This is a genomic window from Saccharopolyspora rosea (assembly GCF_025643595.1).
Lineage (GTDB): Bacteria > Actinomycetota > Actinomycetes > Mycobacteriales > Pseudonocardiaceae > Saccharopolyspora > Saccharopolyspora rosea.
Genome location: NZ_CP102826.1, coordinates 3,752,337 through 3,778,020, shown reverse-complemented (window position 1 = coordinate 3,778,020; position 25,684 = coordinate 3,752,337). Strand labels below are relative to the sequence as shown.

Sequence of the window (25,684 nt, the reverse complement as noted above, 5' to 3'; positions counted from 1 at the left end):
GGAGAGGAAACGCCCATGCACGACGAGCAACCGCGCTGCGAACCTGCGCTGCCTGGCGCGCGGAACCACGAACACCTGCGCAACTTCCCGCCGGTGTCCGCCTGGGACCACCACGTCGAGTACGACGCCAAGGCGCATCCGCGGAAGGTGCCCCGCTCGTACACGCTGGTGCCCACCACCTGCTTCAACTGCGAAAGCGCCTGCGGGCTGCTCGCCTACGTCGACAAGGACGACCTGTCCATCAAGAAGCTGGAAGGAAATCCGGCGCACCCCGGCTCACGCGGTCGCAACTGCGCCAAGGGCCCGGCGACGATCAACCAGCTCAACGACCCGGAACGGATCCTGCACCCGCTCAAGCGCACCGGTGCCCGCGGCGCCGGGCAGTGGCAGCGGGTCAGCTGGGACGAGGCGCTCGACGACATCGCCGCCCGGATCCGGCAGGCCATCGTCGAGGACCGCAACGAGGAGGTGATGTACCACGTCGGGCGACCCGGCGAGGACGGTTTCGCCGAGCGCTTCCTGAACGCCTGGGGCGTCGACGGGCACAACAGCCACACCAACATCTGCTCGTCCGGCGCGCGGTTCGGCATGACTTTGTGGGCCGGATACGATCGCCCATCGCCGGACTACGCCAACGCCAACGTGATCCTGCTGCTGTCCTCGCACCTGGAAACCGGGCACTACTTCAACCCGCACGCCCAGCGGATCATGGAGGGCAAGCAGGGCGGCGCGAAGCTGATCGTGCTCGATCCGCGGATGTCCAACACCGCGTCGCACGCCGACACCTGGCTGGCGCCCTGGCCGGGCAGCGAGGCCGCCATCCTGCTGGCGGTCGCCGCGCACCTGCTGCGCACCCGCGAGATCGACGAGGTCTTCGTGCGACGCTGGTTCAACTGGCGGACCTACCTGCGCGAACTGCACCCCGAAGCGCCGTCGGACTTCGGAACCTTCCTCGACCTCCTGGAGTCCGACTACGCCGGGTACACCTTCGAGTTCGCCGCCCAGGAGGCACGGGTCCCGGCCGCCAAGATCGCCGAGGTGGCCGAGACCGTCGCCGCGTGCGGCGGCCGACTGGCTTCGCACGTCTGGCGTTCGGCGTGCGCCGGAAACCTCGGCGGCTGGCAGGTCGCCCGCGCGCTGTGGTTCGTCCTCGCGCTGACCGGCAGCATCGGGGAGAAGGGGGGCACGAGCCCGAACGGCTGGAACAAGCTCATCCCGCACGGACCGGCGATGCCCGCGCCGCACGACCGCTGGAACGAGCTGACCTGGCCTCGCGAATACCCGCTGTCCACCAACGAGATGTCCTTCCTGCTGCCGCACTTCCTGGCCGAAGGCCGTGGCCGCCTGGAGGTCTACTTCTCCCGCGTGTACAACCCGATCTGGACCAACCCGGACGGCTTCACCTGGATGCAGCAGCTCGCCGATCCCGGCAAGGTCGGCCTGCACGTCGCGCTCACCCCCACCTGGTCGGAAACCGCGGAGTTCGCCGACTACGTGCTGCCCATGGGCCACGGCGCGGAACGCCACGACACGCACTCCTACGAGACGCACGCGGGCCGGTGGCTCGGCTTCCGCCAACCGGTGCGCCGGGTCGCGATGGACCGGCTCGGCCGCAACTGCACCGACACCCGCGATGCCAACCCCGGCGAGGTGTGGGAGGAGAACGAGTTCTGGTTCGAGCTGTCCTGGCGCATCGATCCGGACAACGCGCTGGGCATTCGCCGGCACTTCGAGTCGCCGTACCGCCCCGGCGAGAAGATCACCGTCGACGAGTACTACCGCTGGACGTTCGAGAACCAGGTGCCGGGACTGCCCGAGAAGGCCGCCGAGCAGGGCATGACGCCGCTGGAGTACATGCGGCGCTACGGCGTCGTGGAGATCGACAACGATGTCTACCGCCAGGACGAGAGGGAACTCACCGACGCCGAACTGGAGGGCGCGCAAGCCGATGCGGACGGGGTGTTCCGGCGGCCGGTGACGCTGGAGGACGCGCCACCGGTGGTCGGCGAGGCCGGTTCCGTCGGTGTGCGGCACGAAGACGGTTCGATCACCGCCGGCTGGCCCACCCCGTCCCGCAAGCTTGAGGTGTACTCGACGTCGATGCGCGACTGGGGCTGGCCGGAGCACGCCACCCCGGGGTACATCAGATCGCACGTCGCCCACAGCGAGGTCGACATCGACGCCGGTGAGCTCGTGCTGGTGCCGACGTTCCGGCTGCCGACGCTGATCCACACCCGGTCCGGGAACGCCAAATACCTCAACGAGATCAGCAACACCCACCCGCTGTGGTTGAACTCCGCCGACGCCCGGCGCCACGGGGTCGACACCGGCGGTCTGGTGCGCATCAGCACCGAGATCGGCTACTTCGTCTGCCGCGTCTGGGTGACCGAAGGGATCCGGCCGGGCGTGTGTGCGCTGTCGCACCACATGGGACGGTGGCGGCTGCACCCCGGAGAAGGCAGCCGGTGGGTCGCCGGCATGGTCGAGCTGTCCCACCCGCACGGCGAGCACACCTTCATGCTCCGGCACAAGACCGGAATCGAACCGTTCGACTCCGATGACCCGGACTCTTCGCGCATCGACTGGCAGGACCCCGGCGTGCACCAGAACCTCGCGTTCGCGGTGCACCCCGACCCGTGGTCGGGCATGCACTGCTGGTTGCAGAAGGTCACCCTGTCCCCGGCCGGCCCGGAAGATCGTTACGGCGACGTCTACGTCGACACCCGGCGCTCCCGTGCGGTGTACCGGGAATGGCTGGCCAAGACCCGCGCCACGCTCGGCCCCGGGGGCCAGCGGCGCCCGGAGTTCCTGATGCGCCCGGTTCCCCCGGTCCGCCGCGCCTTCCGCGCCTGACCCACGGAGGTATGCCGATGTTGTCGAAGCACCGGACGAAACCCCGCACCGACAGCGGAGCGGTGCGCGCCGCGGTTGGTGCCGTGGAGGACCCGGAACTGCACCGCGGGCTCGCCGAGCTGGGCATGCTCCGCGACGTCGAGGTGGACCGCAAGGGCGGGGCGCGCATCGAGATCGCCCTGACGACCCAGGCATGCCCGCTGCGCGAGTCGCTGCGCGAAGCCGTCACCAGCGCCGCGACCGCCGCCGGCGCCACCGCGGTCGAGGTCGGCTTCAGCACCATGTCCGAGCGGGAACGCATGGAACTGGCCGGCAGGATCCGGAACGAGCGGGCGCGCGGGCTCGACGAACGGACCCGCGTCTACGCCGTGGCCAGCGGCAAGGGCGGCGTTGGGAAGTCGAGCGTGACGGCGAACCTGGCGGTCGCCCTGGCGCGGTCGGGACAGCGCGTCGGCGTGCTCGACGCGGACGTGTGGGGCTTCTCGATCCCGCACCTGTTCGGTGTGCGGCGCAACCCGGTCGCGTTGAACGGGTTCATGCTGCCGATCGAGGCGCACGGCGTGCGGTTGATGTCGGTCGGGTTCTTCGTCGACGACGCCGAACCCGTGGTGTGGCGCGGCCCCATGCTGCACAAGGCGTTGGAGCAGTTCCTGGTGGACGTGCACTGGGACGCTCTCGACGTGCTGCTGCTCGATCTGCCGCCGGGCACCGGTGACGTGGCGCTTTCGCTGCTGGAGCTGGTGCCGCAGGCCGCACTGCTGGCGGTGACCACGCCGCAGCCCGCCGCGCAGACCGTCGCCGCCCGCGTCGGCAGAATGGCGCGCGACCAGCGGATGCCGATCGCCGGTGTCGTGGAGAACATGTCCTTGCTCGTGTGCGGGTCCTGCGGTACCGCGACGCCTCTGTTCGGCACCGGCGGCGGGCAACGACTCGCCGAGGAACTGGGCGTTCCGCTGCTCACGCAGATCCCGCTGGACACCGCCATGCGGGAAGCAGGTGACGCCGGGATTCCCGTGGTGGCGCGCGATCCCGATGCGCCGTCCGCGACGGCGGTGGCGAAACTCGCCGCGGAACTGCCGGTGGTGCGGCGCGGTCTCGCGGGGATGCCGCTGCCGCTGTCAGTCGTGTGAGCGGCGTCGGGCGTGCCGGGACCGCGCCGCCACCCCGACGAGGTCCCGCACCGGTCCCAACAGCTGGTTCCCGGACCGCCACACCGCCCGGATCACCCGCCGCATGTCGATGCCCTCGACCGGGATCGCGACCAGCCGACGATCCACGAGGTCCCCGGCCACCGCGAGCGAGCTGATCACGGCGGGTGCCACCCCAGCCGCGGCGGCGGAACGGACGGCGGTCGTCGAGGAAGCCTCCAGCAGCGGCGGGGCCAGCGGTCCGAAGTCCGCCAGCACCCGCTCCAACGTGTACCGGGTGCCGGAGCCCGGTTCCCGTTGGATCAGCGGGGTCGCCGCCAGTTCCGCCGCCGGTACCGGGGTGCGCCGGCGACTCCACGGATGGCTCGGCGCCACCACCACCTCCAACCGATCGGCGGCCACGTCCTGGCTGTCCAGTCCTTCCGGCACCGACGGGCCCTCGACGAACCCGAGTTCGACCTCACCGGCGAGGACCGAGTTCGCCACGTCAGCCGAATTGGCCAGCCGCAACGACACCTTCAGCTCCGGCGCCCGCTCGTGCAACGCGACCAACCAGCCGGGCACCAGGTACTCGGCTGCCGTCATGCTCGCCGCGACACCCAGTTCGTGGGCGCGTTCCCCCCGCAACGCGCTGATCCCCGCGTCCAGCACCGCAGCGGACTCCACGACGCCACGGGCCCAGTCCGCGACGAGCGCACCGGCCGGGGTCAACCGGGAACCGGAGGTGGAGCGCTCCAGCAGCGGCACACCGATCAGCCGCTCCATGTAGCGGATCCGGGAGCTCACCGCGGGCTGCGAGATGCCGTGTTCGCGGGCTGCGCGGTTCAGGCTGCCCAGCCGCGCAACGCTGAGCAGCACTTCGAGTGCGCCGATGTCCGGCATCCGGGGCGACAGTGGTGCCACATCGCGAATCCTACGAGAGCAACGTCGCGTTCGGGAGCTTTGGTGGATTCCTCTCGTGGTGGGGCGATCGGTGTGCCAGGGCGTCCGCGCGGTCACCGCTGCGCTGCGTTGTCGGTGCCGAGCACGTGCTTGCGGAAGCGGCGCGGCGACAGGGCGAACTCGGCTCTGAACAGCTTGCCGAAGTGGCTGGCGTCGCGCATCCCCCAGCGAGCTGCGACGGAGTAGACGGGCAGGTCGGCCAGCGCGGGATCCGCCAGATCCCGGCGGATGCGTTCCAGGCGGCGCCGCCGGACGTGGTCGCAGACGGTTTCGCCGTGGTCGTGGAACAGCCGATGCAGGTAGCGCACGGAAATGTGGTGCACCGCCGCGATGCGGGCCGGTGACAGGTCCTCGGCGAGGTGCCGATCGATGAAGTGCAGGACCCGAGCGAACAACGGTGCACGTGTCCCGGGATCCGCACCGCGGTCCAGGTCGCGGATCGCGGTGCGGAGCAGGTGGGCCACGTGTTCACCGATCTCCTGTTTGGCCAGTGGGCCGAGCTGCGACGCGCAGTGGGCCAGCTCGGTCAGCGCCGCGGCGAGAATTCGGCCGCTGGGAGTGCGCGGGAGCTCCCGGTTCGATGTGGCGTTGTCGATCAGCCGCACGAGTGATGCCGTTGCCGCATCCAGGCTCACCACGAGGTACCGGTACGGCCCGCTCAGGTCGAGGCGGAACGGTCGCGTGCCGGAGTAGAGCGCGAAATCGCCGGGGGCCAGCGCCGCGGTGCGACTGCTCTGCTCCAGCACTCCGCTGCCGGACAGCACCAGCCCGAGCACGTGTCCCGCGCGCCTGGTGGCGGGCGACTGCCTCGGGCGGACCTGAATCCTGTGGTCACCACTGATGTCACAAGCGCTGAGCAGACCGAACCGGTGCGACCGGAAGGCGGCCCGGTACGGATCGGCCGCTCGGACCAGAACGGTGTCGAAGGCGCGGGAACGGTCTGCCGACTCGGTGTCCAGGTAGCCGAACACCACGGCTCCGTCCTTCCGGTGTTCTACCGGCATCGTCCCACCTCCGGCCGCCGCCGAACGCGTGCACTGCCGCCCCACGGGTGTGCGCTGTTCTACCAGTCCGGGCGTTCGGATTGCCAGATGCTCGCCTTCGGGCCGCCGCCAACCGAGCGAGCAACCGGCAACGGATCGCGCAGCGCCGTCGGTTCCCCGCTCGCGCGGTCCGCACCTGCACCCGACAACGGTTGGAGCCCGCATGGATCCGTTCGATTCGGCGATCGACCTCGCATCCGCGGTACGCGCGCGGGAGCTCAGCCCCGTGGAGGTGGTGGACACCTACCTGGACCGCATCGACCGGTACGATTCGACGCTCAACGCCTTTGTCTGGCGCGACGACGACGCGGTGCGCGAAGCCGCCGAGCAGGCCGAACGAGCCGTCCTCTCCGGTGCGGAGCTTCCGCCGTTCCACGGCGTTCCCATTCCGATCAAGGACTTGACCGAGGTTCGGGGGCAGCCCGCGACGTACGGCTCGTTCGGCGTGTCCGACACACCCCGGGAGCATTCCGAACCGGTCGTCACCCGCTTGCTGAACGCCGGATTCCTGCTGTTCGGCCGGACCAACACCCCGGACATGGGGCTGCTGTCCACCACCGACAACCGCCGATTCGGCAGCACGCGCAACCCGTGGAACCCGGAGTTCTCCTCGGGCGGCTCCAGCGGAGGCGCCGCCGCCGCGGTCGCCGCCGGCCTTTCGCCGGTGGCACACGCCGGCGATGGCGGCGGTTCGATCCGGATGCCGGCCTCGTGCTGCGGCCTCGTCGGGCTCAAACCCAGCCGCGGCCGCATTCCGCGAACAATGATGAGCTGGGAACACGCGACCGTTGAAGGAGCCATCACCCGCTACGTTCGCGACGCCGCCGCACTGCTCGACGCCATGTCCGCGCCCGACCGCCTGGCGATGTACCGCGCGCCGGCCCCGGAACGGCCCTTCGCCGAGGAGGTGGGCAGACCCGCCGGCCGACTGCGCATCGGGCTGGCCGTCGATGCGCCTACCGGCCTGCCGGTGGACCCGGAATGCGTCGCCGCAGCAGAACGCACGGCACGGCTGCTGGAATCGCTCGGCCACCACGTGCAGCCCGCCACCCCTCGTTTCTTCACCAGCGAGGCGATCAGCTGCTACGCCCAGACCGTTCTGGACGCGGCGCTGTGGGCTGCTCCGTATGACGATCCCGAACGGGCCGAACCGCATCTGCGGCACCGGATGGCCCGAGCCGCCGGCCGCCACTCCGGGATCTACACCCGGGCGGTCGCCCTGCTGCAACGGGAATCGCGGCAGGTCGTCGCCCAGTGGGGCCGTGGTTTCGACGTGCTGCTCACACCCACCATGGCCTGCTTACCGCCGCCGGTGGACACCGTTCTCGACGAAGCCAACGCGGGCCCCGACGAGCTTCGGCTCCGGGAGAACCAGATGATCTCCTTCACCGCGATCTGCAACATCACCGGGCTCCCGGCCATCTCCGTGCCCACGCACACCTCGGTCGGCGGGCTTCCCGTCGGCAGTCAGCTCGTCGCCGGTCCGTGGGAGGAAGCCGTCCTCGTCCGGCTCGCCGCGGAGCTGGAAGGACTCGACGACTGGACAGGACGCCGTCCCCACCGATTCCACCGTTGACCAGGACAGGAGCACCGCAATGCCGCGCACCGAATTGGCCCGACTGCTACGTTGCATCGCCCACGACCACCAGGTCGCCGAAACCCTCGGAATCGCACCTTCGGACGTCCCCGCCGTGCGCGGAGAAAAGCCGGACCTGACCCGCCGTTCCGTCCTGCGCATCGGCGCCGCGGGTGTCGGCGCCGCCATGTTCGGCACCGCCCCCCCGCACCGCCCGCGCGGCTGACCAGCCGCGGATCGCCATCGTCGGAGCGGGCATCGCCGGGCTGACCGCAGCGCTCCGGCTCGCCGACAGGGGAATCACCTCGACCGTCTACGAGGCCGATACCCGTGTCGGCGGGCGGATGTTCTCCAACCCGGCCGGCGCCTACTGGGATGCCGCGCAGATCACCGAGTGGGGTGGCGAATTCATCGACTCCGACCACCACCTCGTCCGATCCCTCGCCGCCCGCTTCGGTATCGCGCTGGACGACGTGCGCTCCGCCGCCCCCGGCGGAGCGACCGAAGCCTACTACTTCAGCGGTGACTACTACACCTACCGGCAGGCCAGCATCGACTTCGCACCCGTCCACCGGGCTCTTCGCAACGACCAGGCGAAGTTCAGCTGGCCGGTCGCGTGGAACACCGACAACAGTCCGCACGCCATCGCCTTGTCCAACATGAGCATCCACGACTGGATCGACACCCGAGTGCCCGGCGGCCACTCCTCCCGGTTCGGGCGGCTGCTCGATACCGCCTACACCACCGAGTTCGGTCTGGACACCCGCCTCAGCTCCGCGCTCGGCATCATCGGCATGCTCGGATCCCAGCCCTCCACCGGGCGCTTCGCGCTGTACGGCACCAGCGACGCCCGCTACCACCTGCGCGGTGGGAACCAGCAACTCCCGGTCGCCATGCAGGCCGCACTGCCGGCGGACACGGTGCACTTCGGCCGGCGACTGGTCGCACTGTCGGTGAGCAGCACCGGTGAGCAGGAGCTGACCTTCAGCGTCGACGGCGCCACCCGAGCCATCACCGCCGACCACACGGTCCTGGCCCTACCGCTCGGAGTGCTTAAGGAGATCGATTTCTCCTGTGCCGGATTCGACACCCGCAAGCATGGCAGCATCGACACGATGCTCATGGGGCAGAACTGCAAACTCGCCCTCCAGTTCACCACACGCCTGTGGAACACCCGCGGACTGTGGGGAATCTCCAGCGGTTCGACCATGTCCGACACCGGCTACCAGACCTCGTGGGAATCCACCCGAGACCAGCCGGGGGAGCAGGGAATCCTGGTCGACTACGCCGGTGGGAGCCACGCAGCCGATTTCACCCCCGACGTCCCGTTCTGCACCGCCACCGACCCACAGGTCGTCGCCTACGCCCAATCCTCGCTAAAACAGTTCGAGACCGTCTTCCCCGGGCTCACCGACCGGTGGAACGGCAAGGCCACCCTCGCGGCCTGGCCGCGCCACCCCTACACCAACGGCGCCTACTCCACCTGGCCCGTCGGTTACGCCCACCACTACGCCGGCTACGAAGGCGTGCGCCAAGGGAAGGTCCACTTCGCCGGCGAACACATCTCCCTCGACTACCAGGGGTACATGGAAGGAGCCGCTGAATCCGGCCGACGGGCCGCCGACGAAATCCTCGCCGACCTCAGCATCTCCTGAATCACCGGACGCGCGAAGCCGACGAGCGGGCCTATCCTCCGGGGGAGGTTGTCGGTGTGGTGTCGGCGACGAAACGAGGACGGACACCTTGAACAGCCCGCGAAGTACTGCATGGCGCCCAGGAAGTCCTTGGGTAGGACCGTTCGCGCGTCGGATTCCGGCGCGGCGCTCCACCTCCCGGGCTCCCGGCCATCTCCGTGCCCACGCACACCTCGGTCGGCGGGCTTCCCGTCGGCAGTCAGCTCGTCGCCGGTCCGTGGGAGGAAGCCGTCCTCGTCCGGCTCGCCGCGGAGCTGGAAGGACTCGACGACTGGACAGGACGCCGTCCCCGCCGGTTCCACCGTTGAGCAGGACAGCAGGCTCCGCGCCGGTCCGGGCCTCAGTCGGAGTCTTCGGCGTGCGACGAGCCTGCTGCCCGATGGGGTGTCGCCGGGCGTGGGTTCTCCGGGCCGGAGACGGCCTGCATCACCGCGTTGCCGCGTTCATCCACGAACCGGGTGAAGAGTTGTTGCGCGGCACCGAACACGACCGCCCACGCGATGATCTGGCCGGACGTGTCCAGGGCCGTCAAGCCGGGCACGAACTGACCGCGCATGAGCAGCAGGCCCAGGACCGCGGTCAGGGCACCGGTCGGCAGCTTGAGGATCGCCAGCGCCAGGGGCACGTTGTACGCGGTGGTGGAACCGCGGATCTGGCGCAGCGTGGCGGCGGCGGTGACCGCGGCGGACACCAGCCCGGCCAGTTCCACGACCAGGTAGTCCGCGGGCATCGACGCCGCGTGGTAGTCGGCGTAGACGGAGGTGGTGGAGGGGCCGCCCGAGGTGGGGCAGACCGTCATGCCGGCCGGGCGGAAGCACAGCGGGACGACGTCGTCGTTCAACGCGCCCAGGACGGCGATGGCGAAGCCGAGGCCCAGCAGACCGGCCGCCCAGCCGTACACGATGCGGGCGAAGCTGCGCACCCGGACGACCTCGCGTTCCTGGATCCGGTACGCGGCGCGCACCGCGTCGACGACCGCGTTCCGCAGTGCCACGTCGTCGTTCTTCCACACCTTGAGAGCCTTCTCCGCGGTGCAACGCCGCTTGTCGCGGACGGGCAGGTTCTCCTCGACCAGTGCGACCAGATCGGGCAGCATGCCGCGGAAGTCGTCGACCGGGGCAAGCCGGATGATGAGGGTGTGCGCGATGTTCGCGTTGGCCAGGGCGCTGTCCACCAGGCCGCCGCGCAACCACCACCACCGCCGCGCCTTGTCCACGGCGTCTTTCGCCTTGTCCAGGTGCGTGGTGGCGCCGTGCACCAGCTCGGTGGTCTGCGGCCCTTCGCCGGCGCGGCCCTCCTCGTAGTCCAGGAGGGCCCCAACTCGGCGATGCGCGCCAAGGTCCGCTGCCCCCACGGCCACTTGCGCGCGCCCCAGCTCGATCCCGCCACGCGGTTTTCCCCGTTGGCCACGATGAACTCCGGAAAATCCTCGGCGCACTACCTCCATGGTCGCCGTCGGTGGGAGGTGAGAAGAATGGTCCGGGTGGTCCATCCTGGATCCATCTCGCGACCTGCGAAGACCCCGTACCGCTGGTTCGTGCCGGGTAGACCGGGGATCCGCAATGGATCCGGCTGCTCATTGCGCTCGGGTGGCGTGCCGCGCTCCACTCGACGGTGGACCCGGCGGCATCGTGCCGGGAACACCGCAAGCCGAGGGGGAAGACCATGGTGGACTGCAACTCCTACAAGGTGCAGCAGGGTGACACGCTCTCCGGGATCGCCGACTGGTTCAACGTGTCCTGGAAGGACCTGCAGCGCATCAACGGCATCGACGACCCCGACCAGATCAGCGTCGGACAGCTGCTCCAACTGTCGACGAACCGGTCGGTGTGCACGGCCTACTCCGTGAAGGAGGGCGACACGCTCTCGCAGATCGGGCAGCGGTACGGCGTCAGGTGGACACCCCTGGCGCACTACAACCACATCCCCGATCCCGACTTCATCCGCGTCGGACAGATCGTGTGCATCCCGCTCGGGGCCGGCGCGCAACAGGCGGAGTGAGCGCGCTCGTCGTTGGCACCGCGGCGCAGGCCGGCGAACCCGGGCTGCGCCGCGGTCGTGCTCACCCCACCGACATCGTCGAGTCGGCCTCGCGTCCCGCGCCGTCGCCGGTGCCCGCATCCCGGTCCAGCAGGAGTTCTTCGAGCACCTGGATCGCACCCTCGATGCGCAGCATCATCTCCCGCAGTGACGTCTCCTGCCGGACCAGCGCCTGCAACCGGGCATCTCCTCGCTGGTACTCCTGTTTCAGCTCGTCGAGTCGCGCTCGTGCGTCCTGCTGCACGGCCATCGCCTCCCTCCGGGCGGTCATCCCTCGTCCGCCGCCGACGACGGGACTCCACTGGACGCCGGGTGGCCGTGGAGTTCGGGGTGCAGGAAGCTGTTGAGCTCGGCTGCCGGCTTGGTCTCCTCCACGTCGATGCGGTGCGCCCTGGCCCACACGTCCTGGCGTACCCCGGTGATCTGCCACGAGACGCGGACGCCGGGTCTGTCCGTGCGGATGGTGAAGGCGTTGTCCCGGACCTCCTCGGCCACCACCGCCTGCGCCTGCTCGCCGATCGGGGTGAGCTGGTAGCAGCAGTCGCGGTTGAGCGCCTCGAAGAATTCCGGCAGTGCGACGGTCGCCGTACCGCTGTCGTCGGTCGTGGCGGTCCCGGTGTACACGGTCAGCATCTCCGGCGACGCCACGGCCGAGTGCACCAGGTACCGGGTGGCCGGGTCCACCGGGTGGTCGATCCGGAACGCGGCGCCGGCCTGCTGCAGGACGCCCGAGACGGTGACGTTGCCGTAGAAGATCGCCGCCTGCCGGGCCCTGGCGGTCAACCCGATGTCGCTTCCCTCCACCCGCAGGCGGACGTTGCTGTACGGGGGAGCCTGGCCGATGCTCACGTTGCCGGACGCGGTGTTCATCTGCAGACCCCACCACGCGCCGTTGTTGCCCCAGAACCCGAGGTGGGTGTCGTCGGACATGCCGATGAACGCCCGGTCGGCGTTCGGCGCGTCCTGGAACAGCCAGATCCCGGCCGAACCGTCGCCTCCCTGCCGCACCCGCATCCTCCGGGGGACGTCCAGGCCGCCGCCCTCGCCGGTCGGGCTGACCGTCAGTCTGTCCACACCGGACCACAGCCGTGCGCTCCCACCGTAGGCGTACCAGACCCAGCGCTCACCGGCCCACGGGGTCTCCACGAGCCCGGAGACCAACCGGTCCTCGAAGGAGAAACCCGCGCCGCTGCCGCCGCTGTGGATCTCGCTGCCCCACACGTGCAGCGGGCGCTGCACCTTGCCGATGCCGATCCCGACCCAGCCGTTCGCGGTGTTCATCTGCAGGCCCCAGGTCCCGCCGTTGTTCCCCCACAGGCCGACGTGGTCGTCGTCGACCATCCCGACGAACGCCCGGTCGCCTTGCGGGGCGGACTGGTAGAACCAGATCCCGGCCGACCAGTCGCCTCCCTGGCGGACCCGCATCCTCCGGGGGACGTCCAGGCCGCCGCCCTCGCCGGTCGGGCTGATCGTCAGTCTGTCCACACCGGACCACAACCGCGCGCTGCCGCCCTGCGCGTACCACACCCACCGTTCGCCCGCGGCGGGGTTGTCGACGAACGCGGAGGTTCCCCGGTCCGCGAACGAGAATCCCGCACCGAGACCGCCGCTGTGCACCTCGTCGCCCGAGACGTGCAGGATCCGCCGGGCCTGGCCGGCGGCGACACCGACACCGACGTTGCCGTTGCCGTCGACGACGAGCCGGTCGGCCTGGGCGGTCTGGTCGGTCAGGTGCAGGCTGCCGTCGCTGCCCGCGTGCACGCCGTACGCCCGGGCACCGGAGTTCGCCATCAGCAGCCCGGCACCCCGGCCCGTCCCGGACGAGACGAGCCGCACGGCGGGGGCGTCGTCGGCCCCGCCGTCGACCTCCAGCGGCGCGGTCGGATCGCGGGCCCCGATCCCGACGCGGCCGGTCCCGGCCACCGACACCGCCGTCCACCGCCCGCCGTCGGAGGCGAGCAGGTCCACGTCCACGCCGCCGTCGTCCCGGGCGGCCAGTTCCGCCACCGCGACCTGCTCGACGTGCGGCTCCGGCGACGCGGTGGCCCGCGGGCACCGCAACTCCACCCGCCCCGCGAACACCGGCACCGCGCGGCGGGGTCCCGCGGACACGACCCGGACCGCTCCGCCGGCATCGAGCGTGAGCAGGGCGAGCACGATCTGGTCACCGGAGTCCTGGAACCCGGCCGTGGGCTGCAACCGCAGCCAAGGGGCGTGGAACAGCACGAGCTGGTTCTCCCCGATCACCTCGGCCCACGTCACCGTCAGGAACCGGTCTCCGGTGGCGGTTCCGGTGCTGATCGCCAACCCGTCGGCGCCGACTGGGACGGTCGGGACGTTCTGCGGCTGGTGCGGGTCGACGTCGGGGTCCACGACCGCCAATCCGCCCTCCGCGAGGGCGATGACGCGGCCCGAGGCGTCCACCGCGGTTCCCGTCGACACCTGCACGCTCGTCGCCCCCGGCGCGGCGCTCACGGCCAGACCGCGCGCGACTCCCCAGCCGTGCAGGCTGGAGTCCCGGATCTGGTCCAGGGGCAGCAGGTAGCTCTCCATGTCGGTGAGGCTCTCGCCGTGGCCGGTGGGACCACCGCGAACGGTGTTGGTGCTCCGGTTCCAGTACTCAGTGCGCATCATCGTCATGTCGTTCACCACCACGTCGCTGCTAGATGGCGGTCACCAAGGTGGCCCGCGCGTGCGCGGGTTTGTTCTGCTCGACGATCGCCCGGACGTTGCCGACCGCCTGGTCCAGCGCCTGCCTGCGCTCGTCCGGATCGGACGGCAGGCGGGAGTTCGTGAAGTGGATGACGACGCTGAGCTCGAACGGTCGCAGCCGGGACCAGAAGGGTTCGATCCGCGCAACGTCGTTCTGGCCGGGATCGCAGCAGATCAACAGCTCCCCGTCGGTGGCCATGCCGGTCGGGTTGACCAACCGCCCGGATTCGGTGTGCTGCGTCGTCGTGGGGGTGGCCCCGAGGTCGACGCGGTGCACCACGGCCGGTTCCGCCACGTCGAGGACGAACGGGTCGGCCGAGGAGGGCCAGAACGGGGCGAGCCCGGCGTCCAGGACGTGCAGGCGCGTCTCGTCGACCGTGGTGACGGCGGTCGGTGCCACCAGCGGGTTCGACGGCGGGAGCAGCGGTGTCTCGGACCACCCGGACGGACCGCCGCGGTCCACCCGGACCAGGTTCCCGGCGGCCGCCCCGCTGCCGGACGGATCTCCCGCGTCCCCGACGATCAGCCAGCCGCCCGGCTGGACGTGCAACGACAGCGGTTCGACGACCGTCCGCAACGAAGTCGGTGTCACGGTGACCGGGTCGGGGTGCACGGTGATGATCTGGGGACGGCTGGGGTTGCCGGGGACGTTCCCGCGGTCGAGGACGAGCAGGTCCCCACCGCTGTCGACGTCCATCGCCACCGGCCAGCGGCTCAGCCCGCTCGCCAGCGTGGTGACCTCGGTGGCGCGGGCGGCCGTGTACGGCGCGGGCACGGCGAGGAGCTTGCGGGAGCGGTCCAGGACGTACAGCGTCTCGGGTCGCGCGTCCTGCGCGGGACGCACGGCGACCGCCACGACCGAGGTCAGCGGCGTGTCCGGCACCAGTGGTCGCGGGGTCGGGGGCGTCCCGGCCAGGTCGAGGTGTCCCGCCGAGCTGAGCCGCCACACCCGGCTGCGCAGCGGCAGCCCCGCGTTGGGTGGCACTCCGCTGTCGCCGACGAAGAAGACGCCTCCGGCCCCGGCCGCCACGCACCACGGGCGCATGAGCCCTTCGATCCAGTCGCCGCTCGGGGTGCGTGCGGGTCCGCGGGTCACCAGCGCGGCGACGGGTGCGGGACTGCCGGGCATCGCCACCAGTACGCGGCTGCCGTCGTCCAGGGCGACGCGCGGCCTGGTCCGGCCGACCGCGAACAGTCCGAGGAAGGTGTCGAGACCCGCCCTGATCCCCCTGCGGCCGTAGGCCCCGGCGATCTCGGCGGTGACCTTCCGCCGCTGGTATTCGTCCCACACCTGTTCGCCCTGCAGTGTCGGGAACTCCACCGCCACCCACGAGGCGAGCCACGGCAGGAACCTCTCCGGGGTCTTCCACGGGGCGCACAGCCCGTCCAGCCGGGCGATCTCGTCGGTGATCGGCGGGTGGACGCGATCGTCCAACGCGATCGGCACGTCGTCGTCGATGCCCGTCAGGATCTTCTCGAAGATCCGCAGGACCGCGCCCAGGGAGAACGCCGAGGGGTCGGCGCGTTCGTCCTCCTCCCAGAGAACGGGAGGCAGGTACCGCAGGTAGCCGCTGCTGCCGTTCACGACAGATCAATCCCCTCGGGCGCGGCTTGGACCTCGTGCTTCGAGGCGGCGCACACCAGTTCGTAGTCGGCCAGCCGCACCGAGGCGGCGAAGTTCGACAGCGCGTACGGGCGTTCGGTCGGGACGTAGTTGTCCCGGGTGCCGTCCGGTCTGATCGGGGGGAAGTGGTAGGCGGGCAGGTCCGGTCTGGTCTCCAGGACCGCGATGTACCCCAGGTCCTCCGGCGGCATGATCGCCTTGAACAGGTCGGAGTTGAACACGTGCTGGCCGACCCGCCAGCCCTGCCCGGTCGGTCCACCGTGGACCGGGTGCAGGAAGGTCTGGATGTTGCGCAGCGTCTCGTCCTCGACCGCGGCCTGGGTCGCGCCCGCCGCGACCGCAGTGCGCCAGATCACCACCTGCACCCGGACGATGATCGGCAGGTAGCGGGGCCCCCAGACCTCCAGCTGCGCGGTCAGGTCGCGGTGCCGGTCGAGGTGCGCGCGGACGGCCCGGATCGTGTCGTTGGTCGGTTCCGGTGCGGGCACCGAGATGCCCTGGTCCGGAACGACGATGACGTTGACCGTCCCCGGCATGCGCGGTATCCCGGCGAACATCCACGGGTCGCCCTCGTGCCACGCCGGTGGGTTCCCCGGGCCGTCCGCGTCGTGGGCGCGGGGCGCCAGGCAGCAGCTGATCCGCACCTCGCCGGCCGCGTCCGCGGCCAGGAACGCGTAGTCGTCGGTGGTGACCGCGCGATCGCGGATCTTCAACTGCTCGGGGGCGCGGCGCAGCGCGTCCTCGACGGGCTCCTCGTCGGAACCGTCCAGCCCGGGTCCTTGGTTGGTGACCCGGATCCCGGTCGGGAGCGCGCCGTCCGGTGTCGTGCCGATCTCGGTCACCTGCCCCGGAGTGACGTTGCCGCTCGTCCCCGCGTCGACGTAGCGGTAGCGGAACGCCTGGATCCGGCTGCCCGCCGGGGGGATGCGGCCATGGCCCTTCCCGGTCCGCTCGTCGTGGTTGCCGAACAGGATCTCGCCGGCACCGGCGTCGACGCGGTAGACCTCGCGCGGGGCGTCGGCCGACGCCTGCTCCAGGTCGTCGACCGGTGTCCACGTCTGCCAGGACGACGGGACGCCCTGGGACACCCGGACCACCAGGTCGGCGAACGGTGAGTCGGGATCGCCTCGCCGGAACAGCGGGTGGTTGCGCAGCGCGAACGTCTGGAACGGCGCGCCGGTGCTCTCGCCCAGCGCCTCGGGCGAGCGCGTGGTCAGCGCGGTCCGGGCGAGCGCCGCGTTGAACAGCACCCGGTCGAGCCCGACGGCCAGCGGGGTCGTGGCGCGGTTGGCGATGCGCAGGCCGATCCAGAACCGCTCGTCGGTCACCACGCCACCCGGGGCCAGGGCGGTGACGGTGGTCCACGCGGGCGCGTCCGGCCGGGAGGGCGGGGGCGTGGGGCACTGCCCGGCCCAGTCCGCGGGCGGGCGCAGCCGCACGTCCCCGTCGTGTTGGAGGGACTCCGTGGCGTCCGCGCCTCCGGGCACCTCGGGCCACACCAACGGTTCGGTTCCCCGCCGGGAGTACGTCCACGTCACCGAGACGTTCGCGGGGTCGCGCACGGGCAGGTAGAAGCGCGGTCGGAGCACCACCGCCTCGTCGGTGGCCCGGTCGAAGCCGAGGCACAGCTGGGCCGCCTGCCCGGCCGGCACGGACACCAGGTACTTCGACGTCGGCGGGCCGATCAGCGCGGTCGAGGCGTCCGCGTACCTGCTGGTGGTCGCGGCCACCGGGTGCGGACCGATCAGCACGGCGTTGGCCAGGGCGATCGGCAGCACGTCCACGTCCTCGTCGGTCTCGAAGGCCACGGACGGCTCACCTTCCCGGGCGCGGGTGCGCGCCTGGGTCCCCGCGGGCACGGTCTTGGCGACACCGGCCGTGAACGTCAGGTCGGTGCGGGCCGGATTCGTGGGGTGCCGGGTGATGCCGAGCAGGTCGAGGAATGCGAGGTAGTGCTTGTCCGGAACCTGGTCGAGCCGGTAGATCACCCCTTCCACCAGCCAGGCGAACAGTTCGATGAGCGTTCTGCCGATGTCGCTGGGACTGTCGTCGGTCCAGCCGGGGGCGTAGGCGTTCTTCAGGGCCAGCATCTCGTCCACCAGGTCCTGCCAGGTGCGATCGTCCAGTGTCGGCGGCTGGATGCGCCCGCGCGTCGAGGTGAATGTCATGGTGGCCGCTCCAGGGGGAACTCGTGGACGAGGTGGTGGACGTCCTGGGTGGCCCGCAGGCGGAAGGTGATGTCGATCAGCAGTGCCGCCTGCGGCCCGTCGTTGGTGACGGAGACGTCGAGGACGTCGATGCGCGGCTCCCACCGGCCCAGCGCCTCCTCGACGTGGTAGCGCGCGAGGTCTGCGGTGCTCCCGTCGTTCGGCGCGAACGCCAGGCTGCGCAGCTCGGAGCCGAAGTCCGGCCGCATCACCCGTTCGCCGATCTGAGTGCCCAGGATGATCCGGATCGACTCCTCGACCTTGCGCAGGCCGGCCGACTGCCCCCACCCGTGCACGCCCAGCTGCACGGGGAAGCTGATGCCGCGGCCCAGGAGCTCGGGATCCACGTCGATCACGTGGCCCGGAGCTTGTCCTGGACCGCTGTCGCGGCCAGGAGTTCCTGCGGTGTCTTCTTGGCGAGCATGCCGTTGGTCTTGCCGGCCAGCGAGTCGAGCAGGACCGGTTCGCCGCCGACCCTGAGCCGGCTCGACACACCGGCGGTGATGCCGGTGACCGCCAGGCACTTCACCGCCGTCGGCCCGGACGCGTCGCTGGCCGGTTGGATGCCGCAGTTCTCGACAGCGGCACCGTCGAGGTCCGCGCGGCGCAGGACGGGGCTGCCGCCGACCGCCAGTTTCGCGCGTCCGGCGGCGTGCACGGCCCCTGGCGGGTGCCCGCAGGTCACCCGGCTCGCCGTCGTCAGCACTGGGTGCATGTCTCCTCCCGTCATGTGACGTCCACCTGGGACGCCCGCAGGGTGATGGTGCCGTCGGCCTCGATCGTCAGATCGGTCCGCGCGCTCAGCGTGATCGAACCGTTCCGCGCGTCGAGCGTGATGGTGCTGCCCGCCGCGTCCTCGATCGTCAGCGCTCCGGTGCCGAGCGTGTCGTCGAACGTGATGGTGTGCCCGGCCCGGCTGCGCAGCAGGCGCAGGTTGTTTTCTCCGTCCACATTGGAGGATGGGGGTTCCTGCCCGTCGTTCCACAGACTGCCCAGGACGTACGGACGTGCCAGATCGCCGTGCTCGAAGGCGACCAGCACCTGCTCGCCGGGTTCGGGCAGCGCGTAGAACCCCATGCCCTTGCCGCCCATCGGACGGGCGCACGGGGCCCAACCGCTGGTGAACCGGTCGGAGAGCCCCGGGAAGGACACCTTCACCCGGCCGATCGGCACGGTGGGCGGGGTGTCCACGAGCTCCCGGTTCTCCTGGACTTCTCCCACCACGACGCCGTAGAAGCGCTCGGGCCGGTCCGGCGGGGGTTGCTCGGTCATGTCCTTGCGCAGCAGACCCACCAGGCTGGACCCGCAGCGCTGCGTGATGGAGAAGTCCGTGGCGAAGCCCCCGCCGTCGATGCGGTGGGTGACCTTGCGCAGCCGGTAGATCCCGCCGAACCGCTTGCCGACACCGCGGATCTCGACGTACTTGCCCGCGGCGAGGTCGGGCAGGCCGATGCACGATCCGTCCCCCTCGTACAGGCCGTCCAGGAGATCTTCGAGCAGCGACCTCGCCAGCAGGGCGGCGTCGAGGGGGTTGTCGACCGCCTGCGTGCGGAGACCTTCGCGCACCAGCGACCCGAGCAGGTCCGCGGCCGCGCTGCCCAGCCGCTCGACCAGGACGTCGGGATCGAGGTCGGCGGTCGGCACCGCGGCCCGCACGGTCTGGGCGAGTTCCTGGTTGTACCCGCGGACGACCTGCAGGCCGGCCAGTCCGGCGGCGGAGATGCGCGGCGAGAAGCTCGACAGGTTCCGGCCCCACTCCAGCACGTGCGCGGCGGGTTGGGGCCGGGGGAACTGGAAGTGCAGCCGGTCCCACTCGACGTAGACGTCGAAGAAGTACCGCTGGGCGCGCGTCTTGAGGAAGGCCATGTCGCTCTCGGCCTGGACGACCTTCTCCGGCAGCGCCGGGGTCGGGTCCACGACGGGCACCAGGCCGTTCTCGACGGCGAGGCGCGCCGCGATGAGCGAGTCGTCGGCGATGGTGTACTCGGTGGGTTCGGGCTGGTTGTGCCGCATTCGGTAGGACTTGTCGTAGCCGGACACGCGCACCGTCGGCGGGCCGTCCTGCGGGAACGAGGGCTCGACGGAGGTGATCTCGCCGAGGAACGCGGGTGCGAGGTCATCCCCGTAGCCGAGGTGGATCTCGACGGTCTTGCCGGGATCCAGCAGGGGCGAGTCGAGCACCGCGTTGTCGCGGTTGCGCAGCACCAGGGTGAACGATCCCGCCAGGTCCAGGTCGCTGTCGACGACCACGCTCAGCACCTGGGCGGCCAGGTCGGCCGCCATCGTGAGTCCGGCGATGCGGACCTCGAACCGCGGCGCGTAACAAGGCCCGGTCACGGCGGACCACCCCCGGCCGGTCGTGCCCCGGTCCCGCGCGCGGGGATCACCAGCGTCCTGCCCGGAGGCAGGTCGAACGGGTCGGTCATGCCGTTCGCGCGGGCGATGTCCCGCCACAGCGCCGGATCTCCCAGGTACGTGGCGGCCAGCCCGCTCAGCGTGTCGCCCGCCACCACGGTGTGCGCCGACCCGGGGCCGGCGAGCGCACCGCGCGTGGCGGTGTCGACGGCGGCGGACAGCGTCGGCGGGCCGACGAAGAAGCCGGACCGGATTTCGACCTCGGCGCCGCGCACGTACTCCTGGAAGCGCACGGCGAGCGTGGACCGCACCGGGGTGCCGTCGCGCAGGAACATGGTGAACCGCTGCGCGGCGTCCACCAGCACGCACCGGAACTGGAAGCGTCCCAAGGAGAACAGCAGGACCGGCGGCGCGTGCGTCTGCGGATCCGTGTCGAGCAGCCGGACGATCGGCGCGGTGTGGTCGCGCACGTCCTCGCCGGTTTCGTAGGTGTCGAAGAACAGGTCCATCACCAGGGCGCGCGCCTTGCCCCGCACGTACTGCACGGGCGGCGAGTCGAGCCCGGGGATGCCGACCTCGGCGAAGGTGTTGCCCTGTTCGACGCGGAACTCCTCCGGGTTGTACATCACCGGGAAACCGGTGCCCGTCACCGTGTTGACGATCAACGCCTTGGCCAGCACGGTGCCGCCCCGCGCGGGGGCCGTGGCCGGGGTCAGCGGGTGCACGTCAGGCCCCCCTCTCGAACTCGGTGCGGATCCGGCGCATCAGCTCGCTCACCAGGTCTCGGCGCAACGCGTCCAGGTCCACCGGCGGTGGCGCGGGCGGTGAGCCGGTGTCGCGCTGCGCCGGAGCCGGCAGCGGTTTGGCGCACGGAGGGGGCGCGGGCGGCGCGGCCGCCGGAGCGGGAGCCGCGGTCGGGGGACCGGGTGTCGCACCGACGCGGGTGCGGTCCGGTCCGAGGGCCTGTCGTTCGCGCGTCATCGCCAGCTCCTCCTCCTGCCGCAGGCCGGTCGCCGTGGCCCGGCGCCACGCCGCGCCCGGTCGCAGCAGCGCCAGCACGTGCGTGGCCTCGTGCACCAGCAGGCCCCAGCCCCGTTCCCCGCGCGGGTCGAACCGCCCGCGTCCGAAGTGGACGTCCCGGTCGACGGTCACCGCATCCGCCCGGTGCGCGCGGGCGAGCGAGTCGGAGGCGGCGTCGTCGTGCACCCGCAGGGCGTCGGCGCCGGGACCCGCCACGTCCCGCAGGCGGGAACGCACCTCGGCGGGCAGCGGACGTCCCGCGTCCGCGGCCACTGCCCGCGGAACCGGTGCCGGGCCCGGCGGCGCGGTGGCCGCCGGTCGCCGGGGCGCCCCGGCGACGGCACCCGAACCGGAGGCCCCGTCCGGGCGCGCAGCCGCGGCGCTCCCGCGCGCGGAACGCGCCCCGGCGGTCGCGAGCAGCGGCGTGGCCGCCTCGTTCGGTACCGCTTCGACCCGGTCGAACCGGCCGCGGCAGGCGGTCGCGACCGAGGTCGCGCGGTCGAGGTAGGCCCGCAGCAGACCCGGCCAGGACAGCCGCGGCAGCGGTCGAGCCGCCGCGCGCCGCCCCTGGTCGTCGAGGCGTTCGCCCAGCGTGGGCGACGACGCGATTTCGTCGTCCACTGCTCAGTCCTCCTCCCGCGTCGTGTCGACCAGGTCGCCGACCTCCCGCACCCACCGGCGCCGTTGCGCGTGGTCCAGGTCCAGCAGTTCGGCGAGGGTCCAGTGGACGTTGCGTCCCAGGAAGGCCACCTCGTGGTGGACCCGGTCCACGGGGTAGCCCCTCACCCCACCGGCGGCGGTAGGTCGACCTCGTGCGCCCGGCCGCAGTGCGGGCACTCCGCCGACACCGTCGTCGGGGCGAGGCCGTTGATCCGGTTGTAGAGGTCCTGGAGGTGGGCCAGGTCCTCGGAGAACAGCCCCTCGATGACTCCCGGGTTGATCTCCGGCACGCCCTCCAGCCTCGTCACCACCCGGGACAGGAGCAGGACGATGAGGTAGGCGGGCCAGTTCTGCACCCGGGGGTCCTTCAGCGGGTAGATCTCGTCCCCCGCCGTGGCCAGGCGCATCACACCCCTGCGGTGCAGGGTGCCCTGGGCGTCGAGGAAGCCCTTGGGGAGTTCGAACTCGACCTCTGTGACGAACACGGTGCTCACACCCTGGTGAGTCCCTCGTGCGCCAGCACGAGGGTGTCGATGGCGATGTCGCTGCCCTTGGCGTTGAAGTTCGGTCCCTCCCACTTGGTCGGCCACGCGCTGACGAAGTTCCAGCGGGCGACCTCGGTGTGGTTGGCCAGGTCGAAGACCACCACCGAACCGTTCTTGCGGACCACGTTGCCGTCGATCACCTGCTGGCGCCAAGACCACAGCTCGGCGGAGGCGGTCAGCCCCCACTTCAGCGTGATGTCGGAGAAGTTCGTCTTGCCCGGCAACTTGCGCACCCGCGTGTTGTCCCCGCCTTCCCGGGTCTCGATGATCTCCGTGGTGGAGGCCAACCCGGTGCACTCGGTGAAGCTCGCCTGCGTGATGCCGTCCAGCTCGACGAGGAAGTTGAAGTTGCGGAAGGGATCGACGCGCTGACCTGTCTGAGCCATTTCCGGGAACTCCTCACTGGCCTTCGCTGACGCTGGCACCGCCGGACCACAGCCCCAGCCGGACGATCACGTACTCCGCCGGGCGCGTCGGTGCCACGCCGATCTCGACGATCACCTGCCCCAGATCGCGCACCGCGGGCGGGTTGAGCTCCTCGTCGATCTTGACGTAGAACGCCTCCTCGGCCTTGCGGCCGAACAGCGCGCCGGTTTGCCAGACGCGGACGAGGAATTCCGTGATCGACCGTTCGAGGCCCTTCCACAGGCCCGTGTTGTTCGGTTCGAACACGGCCCACCGGACGCCCTGCAGGACGGATTCCTCGATGTAGCAGACGAGTCGCCGGACGTTGACGTAGCGCCAGGCGGTGCCGTCGGTCAACGTGCGCGCGCCCCACACGAGCGGAGGCCCCGCCGGGAAGCGCCGGACGGCGTTGATACCGGCGTGGTTGAGCGCGCCGTGTTCGGCGTTGTTGAGCGCGTAGCCGAGGTCCAGCGCTCCCCGGACCGGCTCGTTGGCCGGGGCCTTGTGCACGCCGCGCTCGGCGTCGCTGCGGGCCATGACACCGGCGATGTGCCCGCACGGCGGGGCGGTCGTCGTCCGCGGCTGCCCGGCGGCGTCGACCCCGTCGTCGACGACCAGCCACGGCCAGTACAACCCGGCGAACCCCGATTTGGACAGCAGGTTCCCGCGCTGGGTCTGCAGCGGACCGTCGGGCCGGAGCGGGGTCGGGTCCGGTGCCCCGTCGAGCACGGCGAAGCGGTCCTTGAGGTCCTCGCAGCTGGCGATCAGCTCCTTCTGCCCCTCGGGATCCACCAGGCCGGGCGCGCACACCAGGCTCACCTCCGCCAGGCGGGAGAGCTGGTCGAGGGCGGCGCTCAGCGTGGCCGCCGTCAGATCCCGCACCGGCACGACGTAGGCGAGGGTGCCGCCGTTGTCGAAGAAACCCCGCACCGCGTAGGGGATCCGCACCTGGTCCCGGTGTTCGTCCTGATCGGACGGCAATCCGCCGAAGGAATCGCGGTAGCTCGTCCAGTTGGTGACGGGGACGGGCTTGCCGAGCGCGTTGTCCGCCGGCGGTGCGGCCACCAGGCCGATCAGCGCCGCGGTGCTGGTGCCGACGCCGGCGATGGGCCCCGCCGTCGTGGCGATCTCCTCCAGGTGCACGCCCGGTGCACTGGTCTCGTAGTCGGCCATCGGTTCCCCCGGATGTCGGCGGTCACTGCGCGGGCAGGACCACGTTGTGCACCTGGCTGTCGGGCCCGTAGCTCACGGAGGCTCGCACCTCCGGCCGGTCGGCGACCCGCACCGACAGCACGTACGCCCCGAAGTCCACGTCGGGGAACGAGAACCTCCCGGCGCGGTCGGCCGTGGCTTCCCGGTCGGTGCCGACCAGGGCCACCAGCGCGGCGGGGACCGGGGCCAGCTCGCTGTTCAGCACGCGGCCCGCGAGGACCGGCCGGTCGGCCAGCACGCCTTCGGCCTGGATCGCTTGGACGGCCGGGAACTGGTCCTCCTGTTCGAAGGCCCGCATGCCGATGGTGACCGTGAACGGCAGCGCCGGTCGGGGAGCGATCCCCAGCGCGGTCCAGAACTGACCCATGCCCTCCCGCATCGGTTCGACCTCGGCCGGCAGCGGGTAGACCTGCGGCGGGTCCTGCAAACCGCCCCGCAGGAACCGGTCGTCGATCCGCGGATGGGCGTGCAACCAGGGCAGCAGCGCACCGAGCACGCGGTGCTCCTCGTCGGTCCGCACGGCTCCCGCGCCGGGGGACCAGGCGGTCGCCAGGTAGGTGCAGGCGATCCGCACCGGAGCGGGGCGGAGGAGGTAACCGCCGTCGACCCGGTCCCGCAGCGGAGCGTCGTCGCGCAACGCCCGGTTCTCCCGGATCTCGAACAGGAACAGGTCCACCGTGGTCCGCGTCGGATTGAAGTCCTTGTCCGGTACGTCGAAGCTGACGTCGGCGTCGCGGAGTTCGCCCGGTGCCGCGGCGTCGCCGAGCATCGCCCTGAGCGTGGCGTCCAAGTCCTGGAACATCGGCCCTCGCTTCCGCCCCGGAGGGGTGCCTACCGGTCGGTGGGAACGGCGACCTCGCCGTCCTCGCGCATCAGGCGGTCGAAGACGTCGTCGGGCATCCACACCCGGTGCGGGTAGCTCGGGCCCCACGAGTTGAGCAGCGGCACGGCGCCGAGTTCGTCGGCACGGCTGTTGCCGAGGACCGCATGCACGTCGTCCACCGACTGGGCCCACCGGAACACCTGGATGCCGTCCTGGAGGTCCGGCACGTAGGACCCGCGCCGGCGGTAGTCGTCGCCCGCGTACGCGGCCTGCCAGTCGACGTGTCCGGCCGAGGCGAGGACTTCGCCCGCGGCGCGGCACGAGGTCCCGTTGTTGTCGCCCGGATTGGTGTCCGGCCACTGGTCTCGTTCCTTGGCACGGTCCCACAACCACCAGGCCGTGTAGTACTCCCCGTTGAGGATGGTCATGCACCGCGACCAGGCGAACCCGACGCAGGCACCCTCGTCGCCCTGGTCGTAGAACTTCCACCACTCGTCGAGGTCCGGCTCGCCCCCGGGTTCCAGGCAGATGGCGTGGCCGCCCCGGATCGTGGTGAGCGTGTCCGCCCCGCCGCGCGCCACGAACTGGACGCCGTCGGCGTCGGCCTCCGGGTGGTCGAACTCGGTGTACCAGTTGACGCCGATCACCACCGGAACCGGTGTGGTGGGGCGGCTCTCGGCCGTCAGCGGGTAGTTCTCCACGTGCCGCCAGTCATCCGGGATGAAGCGCCCCAGGCGGGGATCATCCGGGTCTCGATCGATGGGACGGTACCGCATGGTCGTCTCCGTTCTCGCGCACCGGTCGTTTCCTGGCCCGCCACAACGC

24 protein-coding genes are annotated in these 25,684 nt (G+C 71.2%); 6 read left to right on the top strand and 18 right to left on the bottom strand.

The genetic code is table 11. The features are described from left to right. The first annotated feature begins 15 nt into the window (after positions 1-15). A complete protein-coding gene (locus NV263_RS17640; RefSeq protein ID WP_263247409.1) occupies positions 16-2,853 on the top strand; it encodes a molybdopterin-dependent oxidoreductase in 2,838 nt (945 codons plus the stop codon). Between the two features lie 17 nt (positions 2,854-2,870). Next, on the top strand, positions 2,871-3,983 hold the full coding sequence (locus NV263_RS17635) for an Mrp/NBP35 family ATP-binding protein (protein WP_263247408.1): 1,113 nt from the start codon (positions 2,871-2,873) through the stop codon (positions 3,981-3,983). Here NV263_RS17635 and NV263_RS17630 read toward each other — a convergent pair. Both NV263_RS17630 and NV263_RS17625 read right to left on the bottom strand, forming a co-directional pair. Next, positions 3,972-4,904 carry a LysR family transcriptional regulator gene (locus NV263_RS17630; RefSeq protein WP_317630337.1) on the bottom strand — a complete coding sequence of 311 codons (933 nt, stop codon included), beginning with the start codon at positions 4,902-4,904 and terminating at the stop codon, positions 3,972-3,974. The genes NV263_RS17635 and NV263_RS17630 overlap by 12 nt on opposite strands. Before the next feature lie 92 nt (positions 4,905-4,996). After that, positions 4,997-5,947 (bottom strand): helix-turn-helix domain-containing protein, encoded by a 951-nt coding sequence (locus NV263_RS17625; RefSeq protein WP_263247407.1) that lies wholly within the window; start codon positions 5,945-5,947, stop codon positions 4,997-4,999. Positions 5,948-5,975: 28 nt separating this feature from the next. Here NV263_RS17625 and NV263_RS17620 point away from each other — a divergent pair, with 28 nt between their 5' ends. The 3 genes from NV263_RS17620 to NV263_RS17610 are packed head-to-tail and all read left to right on the top strand — an operon-like array spanning position 5,976 to position 9,217. Beyond that, positions 5,976-7,562: an amidase gene (locus NV263_RS17620; protein ID WP_263247405.1), complete on the top strand. Its 1,587-nt coding sequence runs from the start codon at positions 5,976-5,978 to the stop codon at positions 7,560-7,562. A 19-nt stretch (positions 7,563-7,581) separates the two neighbouring features. Continuing rightward, positions 7,582-7,788: a hypothetical protein gene (locus NV263_RS17615; protein ID WP_263247404.1), complete on the top strand. Its 207-nt coding sequence runs from the start codon at positions 7,582-7,584 to the stop codon at positions 7,786-7,788. Further along, a complete protein-coding gene (locus NV263_RS17610; RefSeq protein ID WP_263247403.1) occupies positions 7,736-9,217 on the top strand; it encodes a flavin monoamine oxidase family protein in 1,482 nt (493 codons plus the stop codon). Before NV263_RS17615 ends, NV263_RS17610 begins: the two co-directional genes overlap by 53 nt. Before the next feature lie 379 nt (positions 9,218-9,596). Here the strand turns inward: NV263_RS17610 and NV263_RS17605 are convergent, their stop codons facing one another. Further along, entirely contained in the window at positions 9,597-10,610 is a 1,014-nt protein-coding gene (locus NV263_RS17605; protein WP_263247402.1) for a hypothetical protein, read from the bottom strand. Between the two features lie 311 nt (positions 10,611-10,921). Here NV263_RS17605 and NV263_RS17600 point away from each other — a divergent pair, with 311 nt between their 5' ends. After that, the gene (locus NV263_RS17600; protein ID WP_263247401.1) at positions 10,922-11,257 is read left to right on the top strand and encodes a LysM peptidoglycan-binding domain-containing protein; all 336 of its coding nucleotides are present in this window, start codon (positions 10,922-10,924) and stop codon (positions 11,255-11,257) included. Positions 11,258-11,318: 61 nt separating this feature from the next. On the opposite strand, the gene NV263_RS17595 is transcribed toward NV263_RS17600, so the two are convergent. The 15 genes from NV263_RS17595 to NV263_RS17525 are packed head-to-tail and all read right to left on the bottom strand — an operon-like array spanning position 11,319 to position 25,635. Next, entirely contained in the window at positions 11,319-11,546 is a 228-nt protein-coding gene (locus tag NV263_RS17595; protein WP_263247400.1) for a hypothetical protein, read from the bottom strand. Positions 11,547-11,563: 17 nt separating this feature from the next. After that, positions 11,564-13,936: a hypothetical protein gene (locus NV263_RS17590; protein WP_263247399.1), complete on the bottom strand. Its 2,373-nt coding sequence runs from the start codon at positions 13,934-13,936 to the stop codon at positions 11,564-11,566. A 22-nt stretch (positions 13,937-13,958) separates the two neighbouring features. Then, positions 13,959-15,593: a phage tail protein gene (locus NV263_RS17585; protein ID WP_263247398.1), complete on the bottom strand. Its 1,635-nt coding sequence runs from the start codon at positions 15,591-15,593 to the stop codon at positions 13,959-13,961. Further along, entirely contained in the window at positions 15,590-17,800 is a 2,211-nt protein-coding gene (locus tag NV263_RS17580) for a baseplate J/gp47 family protein (protein ID WP_263247397.1), read from the bottom strand. Before NV263_RS17580 ends, NV263_RS17585 begins: the two co-directional genes overlap by 4 nt. Further along, on the bottom strand, positions 17,797-18,186 hold the full coding sequence (locus NV263_RS17575; protein WP_263247396.1) for a GPW/gp25 family protein: 390 nt from the start codon (positions 18,184-18,186) through the stop codon (positions 17,797-17,799). The genes NV263_RS17580 and NV263_RS17575 overlap by 4 nt, the downstream gene beginning before the upstream one ends. A 5-nt stretch (positions 18,187-18,191) precedes the next feature. Next, positions 18,192-18,554 carry a hypothetical protein gene (locus tag NV263_RS17570; protein WP_263247395.1) on the bottom strand — a complete coding sequence of 121 codons (363 nt, stop codon included), beginning with the start codon at positions 18,552-18,554 and terminating at the stop codon, positions 18,192-18,194. An 11-nt stretch (positions 18,555-18,565) separates the two neighbouring features. Then, on the bottom strand, positions 18,566-20,176 hold the full coding sequence (locus tag NV263_RS17565) for a phage baseplate assembly protein V (protein WP_263247394.1): 1,611 nt from the start codon (positions 20,174-20,176) through the stop codon (positions 18,566-18,568). Continuing rightward, positions 20,173-20,919 (bottom strand): CIS tube protein, encoded by a 747-nt coding sequence (locus tag NV263_RS17560; protein ID WP_263247393.1) that lies wholly within the window; start codon positions 20,917-20,919, stop codon positions 20,173-20,175. The genes NV263_RS17565 and NV263_RS17560 overlap by 4 nt, the downstream gene beginning before the upstream one ends. A 1-nt stretch (position 20,920) precedes the next feature. Further along, on the bottom strand, positions 20,921-21,835 hold the full coding sequence (locus tag NV263_RS17555) for an eCIS core domain-containing protein (RefSeq protein WP_263247392.1): 915 nt from the start codon (positions 21,833-21,835) through the stop codon (positions 20,921-20,923). Positions 21,836-21,838: 3 nt separating this feature from the next. Continuing rightward, positions 21,839-22,000, bottom strand: coding sequence for a hypothetical protein (locus tag NV263_RS17550; RefSeq protein WP_263247391.1), 162 nt, complete (start codon positions 21,998-22,000; stop codon positions 21,839-21,841). After that, on the bottom strand, positions 21,997-22,359 hold the full coding sequence (locus NV263_RS17545; RefSeq protein ID WP_263247390.1) for a hypothetical protein: 363 nt from the start codon (positions 22,357-22,359) through the stop codon (positions 21,997-21,999). Before NV263_RS17545 ends, NV263_RS17550 begins: the two co-directional genes overlap by 4 nt. Positions 22,360-22,364: 5 nt before the next feature. Next, a complete protein-coding gene (locus NV263_RS17540; protein WP_263247389.1) occupies positions 22,365-22,805 on the bottom strand; it encodes a phage tail protein in 441 nt (146 codons plus the stop codon). Between the two features lie 13 nt (positions 22,806-22,818). Further along, positions 22,819-23,997 (bottom strand): phage tail sheath family protein, encoded by a 1,179-nt coding sequence (locus tag NV263_RS17535; RefSeq protein WP_263247388.1) that lies wholly within the window; start codon positions 23,995-23,997, stop codon positions 22,819-22,821. Positions 23,998-24,019: 22 nt separating this feature from the next. Continuing rightward, on the bottom strand, positions 24,020-24,838 hold the full coding sequence (locus NV263_RS17530) for a Pvc16 family protein (RefSeq protein WP_263247387.1): 819 nt from the start codon (positions 24,836-24,838) through the stop codon (positions 24,020-24,022). Between the two features lie 29 nt (positions 24,839-24,867). Next, positions 24,868-25,635, bottom strand: a complete 768-nt coding sequence (locus tag NV263_RS17525; protein ID WP_263247385.1) for a hypothetical protein — start codon at positions 25,633-25,635, stop codon at positions 24,868-24,870. Between the last annotated feature and the right edge of the window lie 49 nt (positions 25,636-25,684).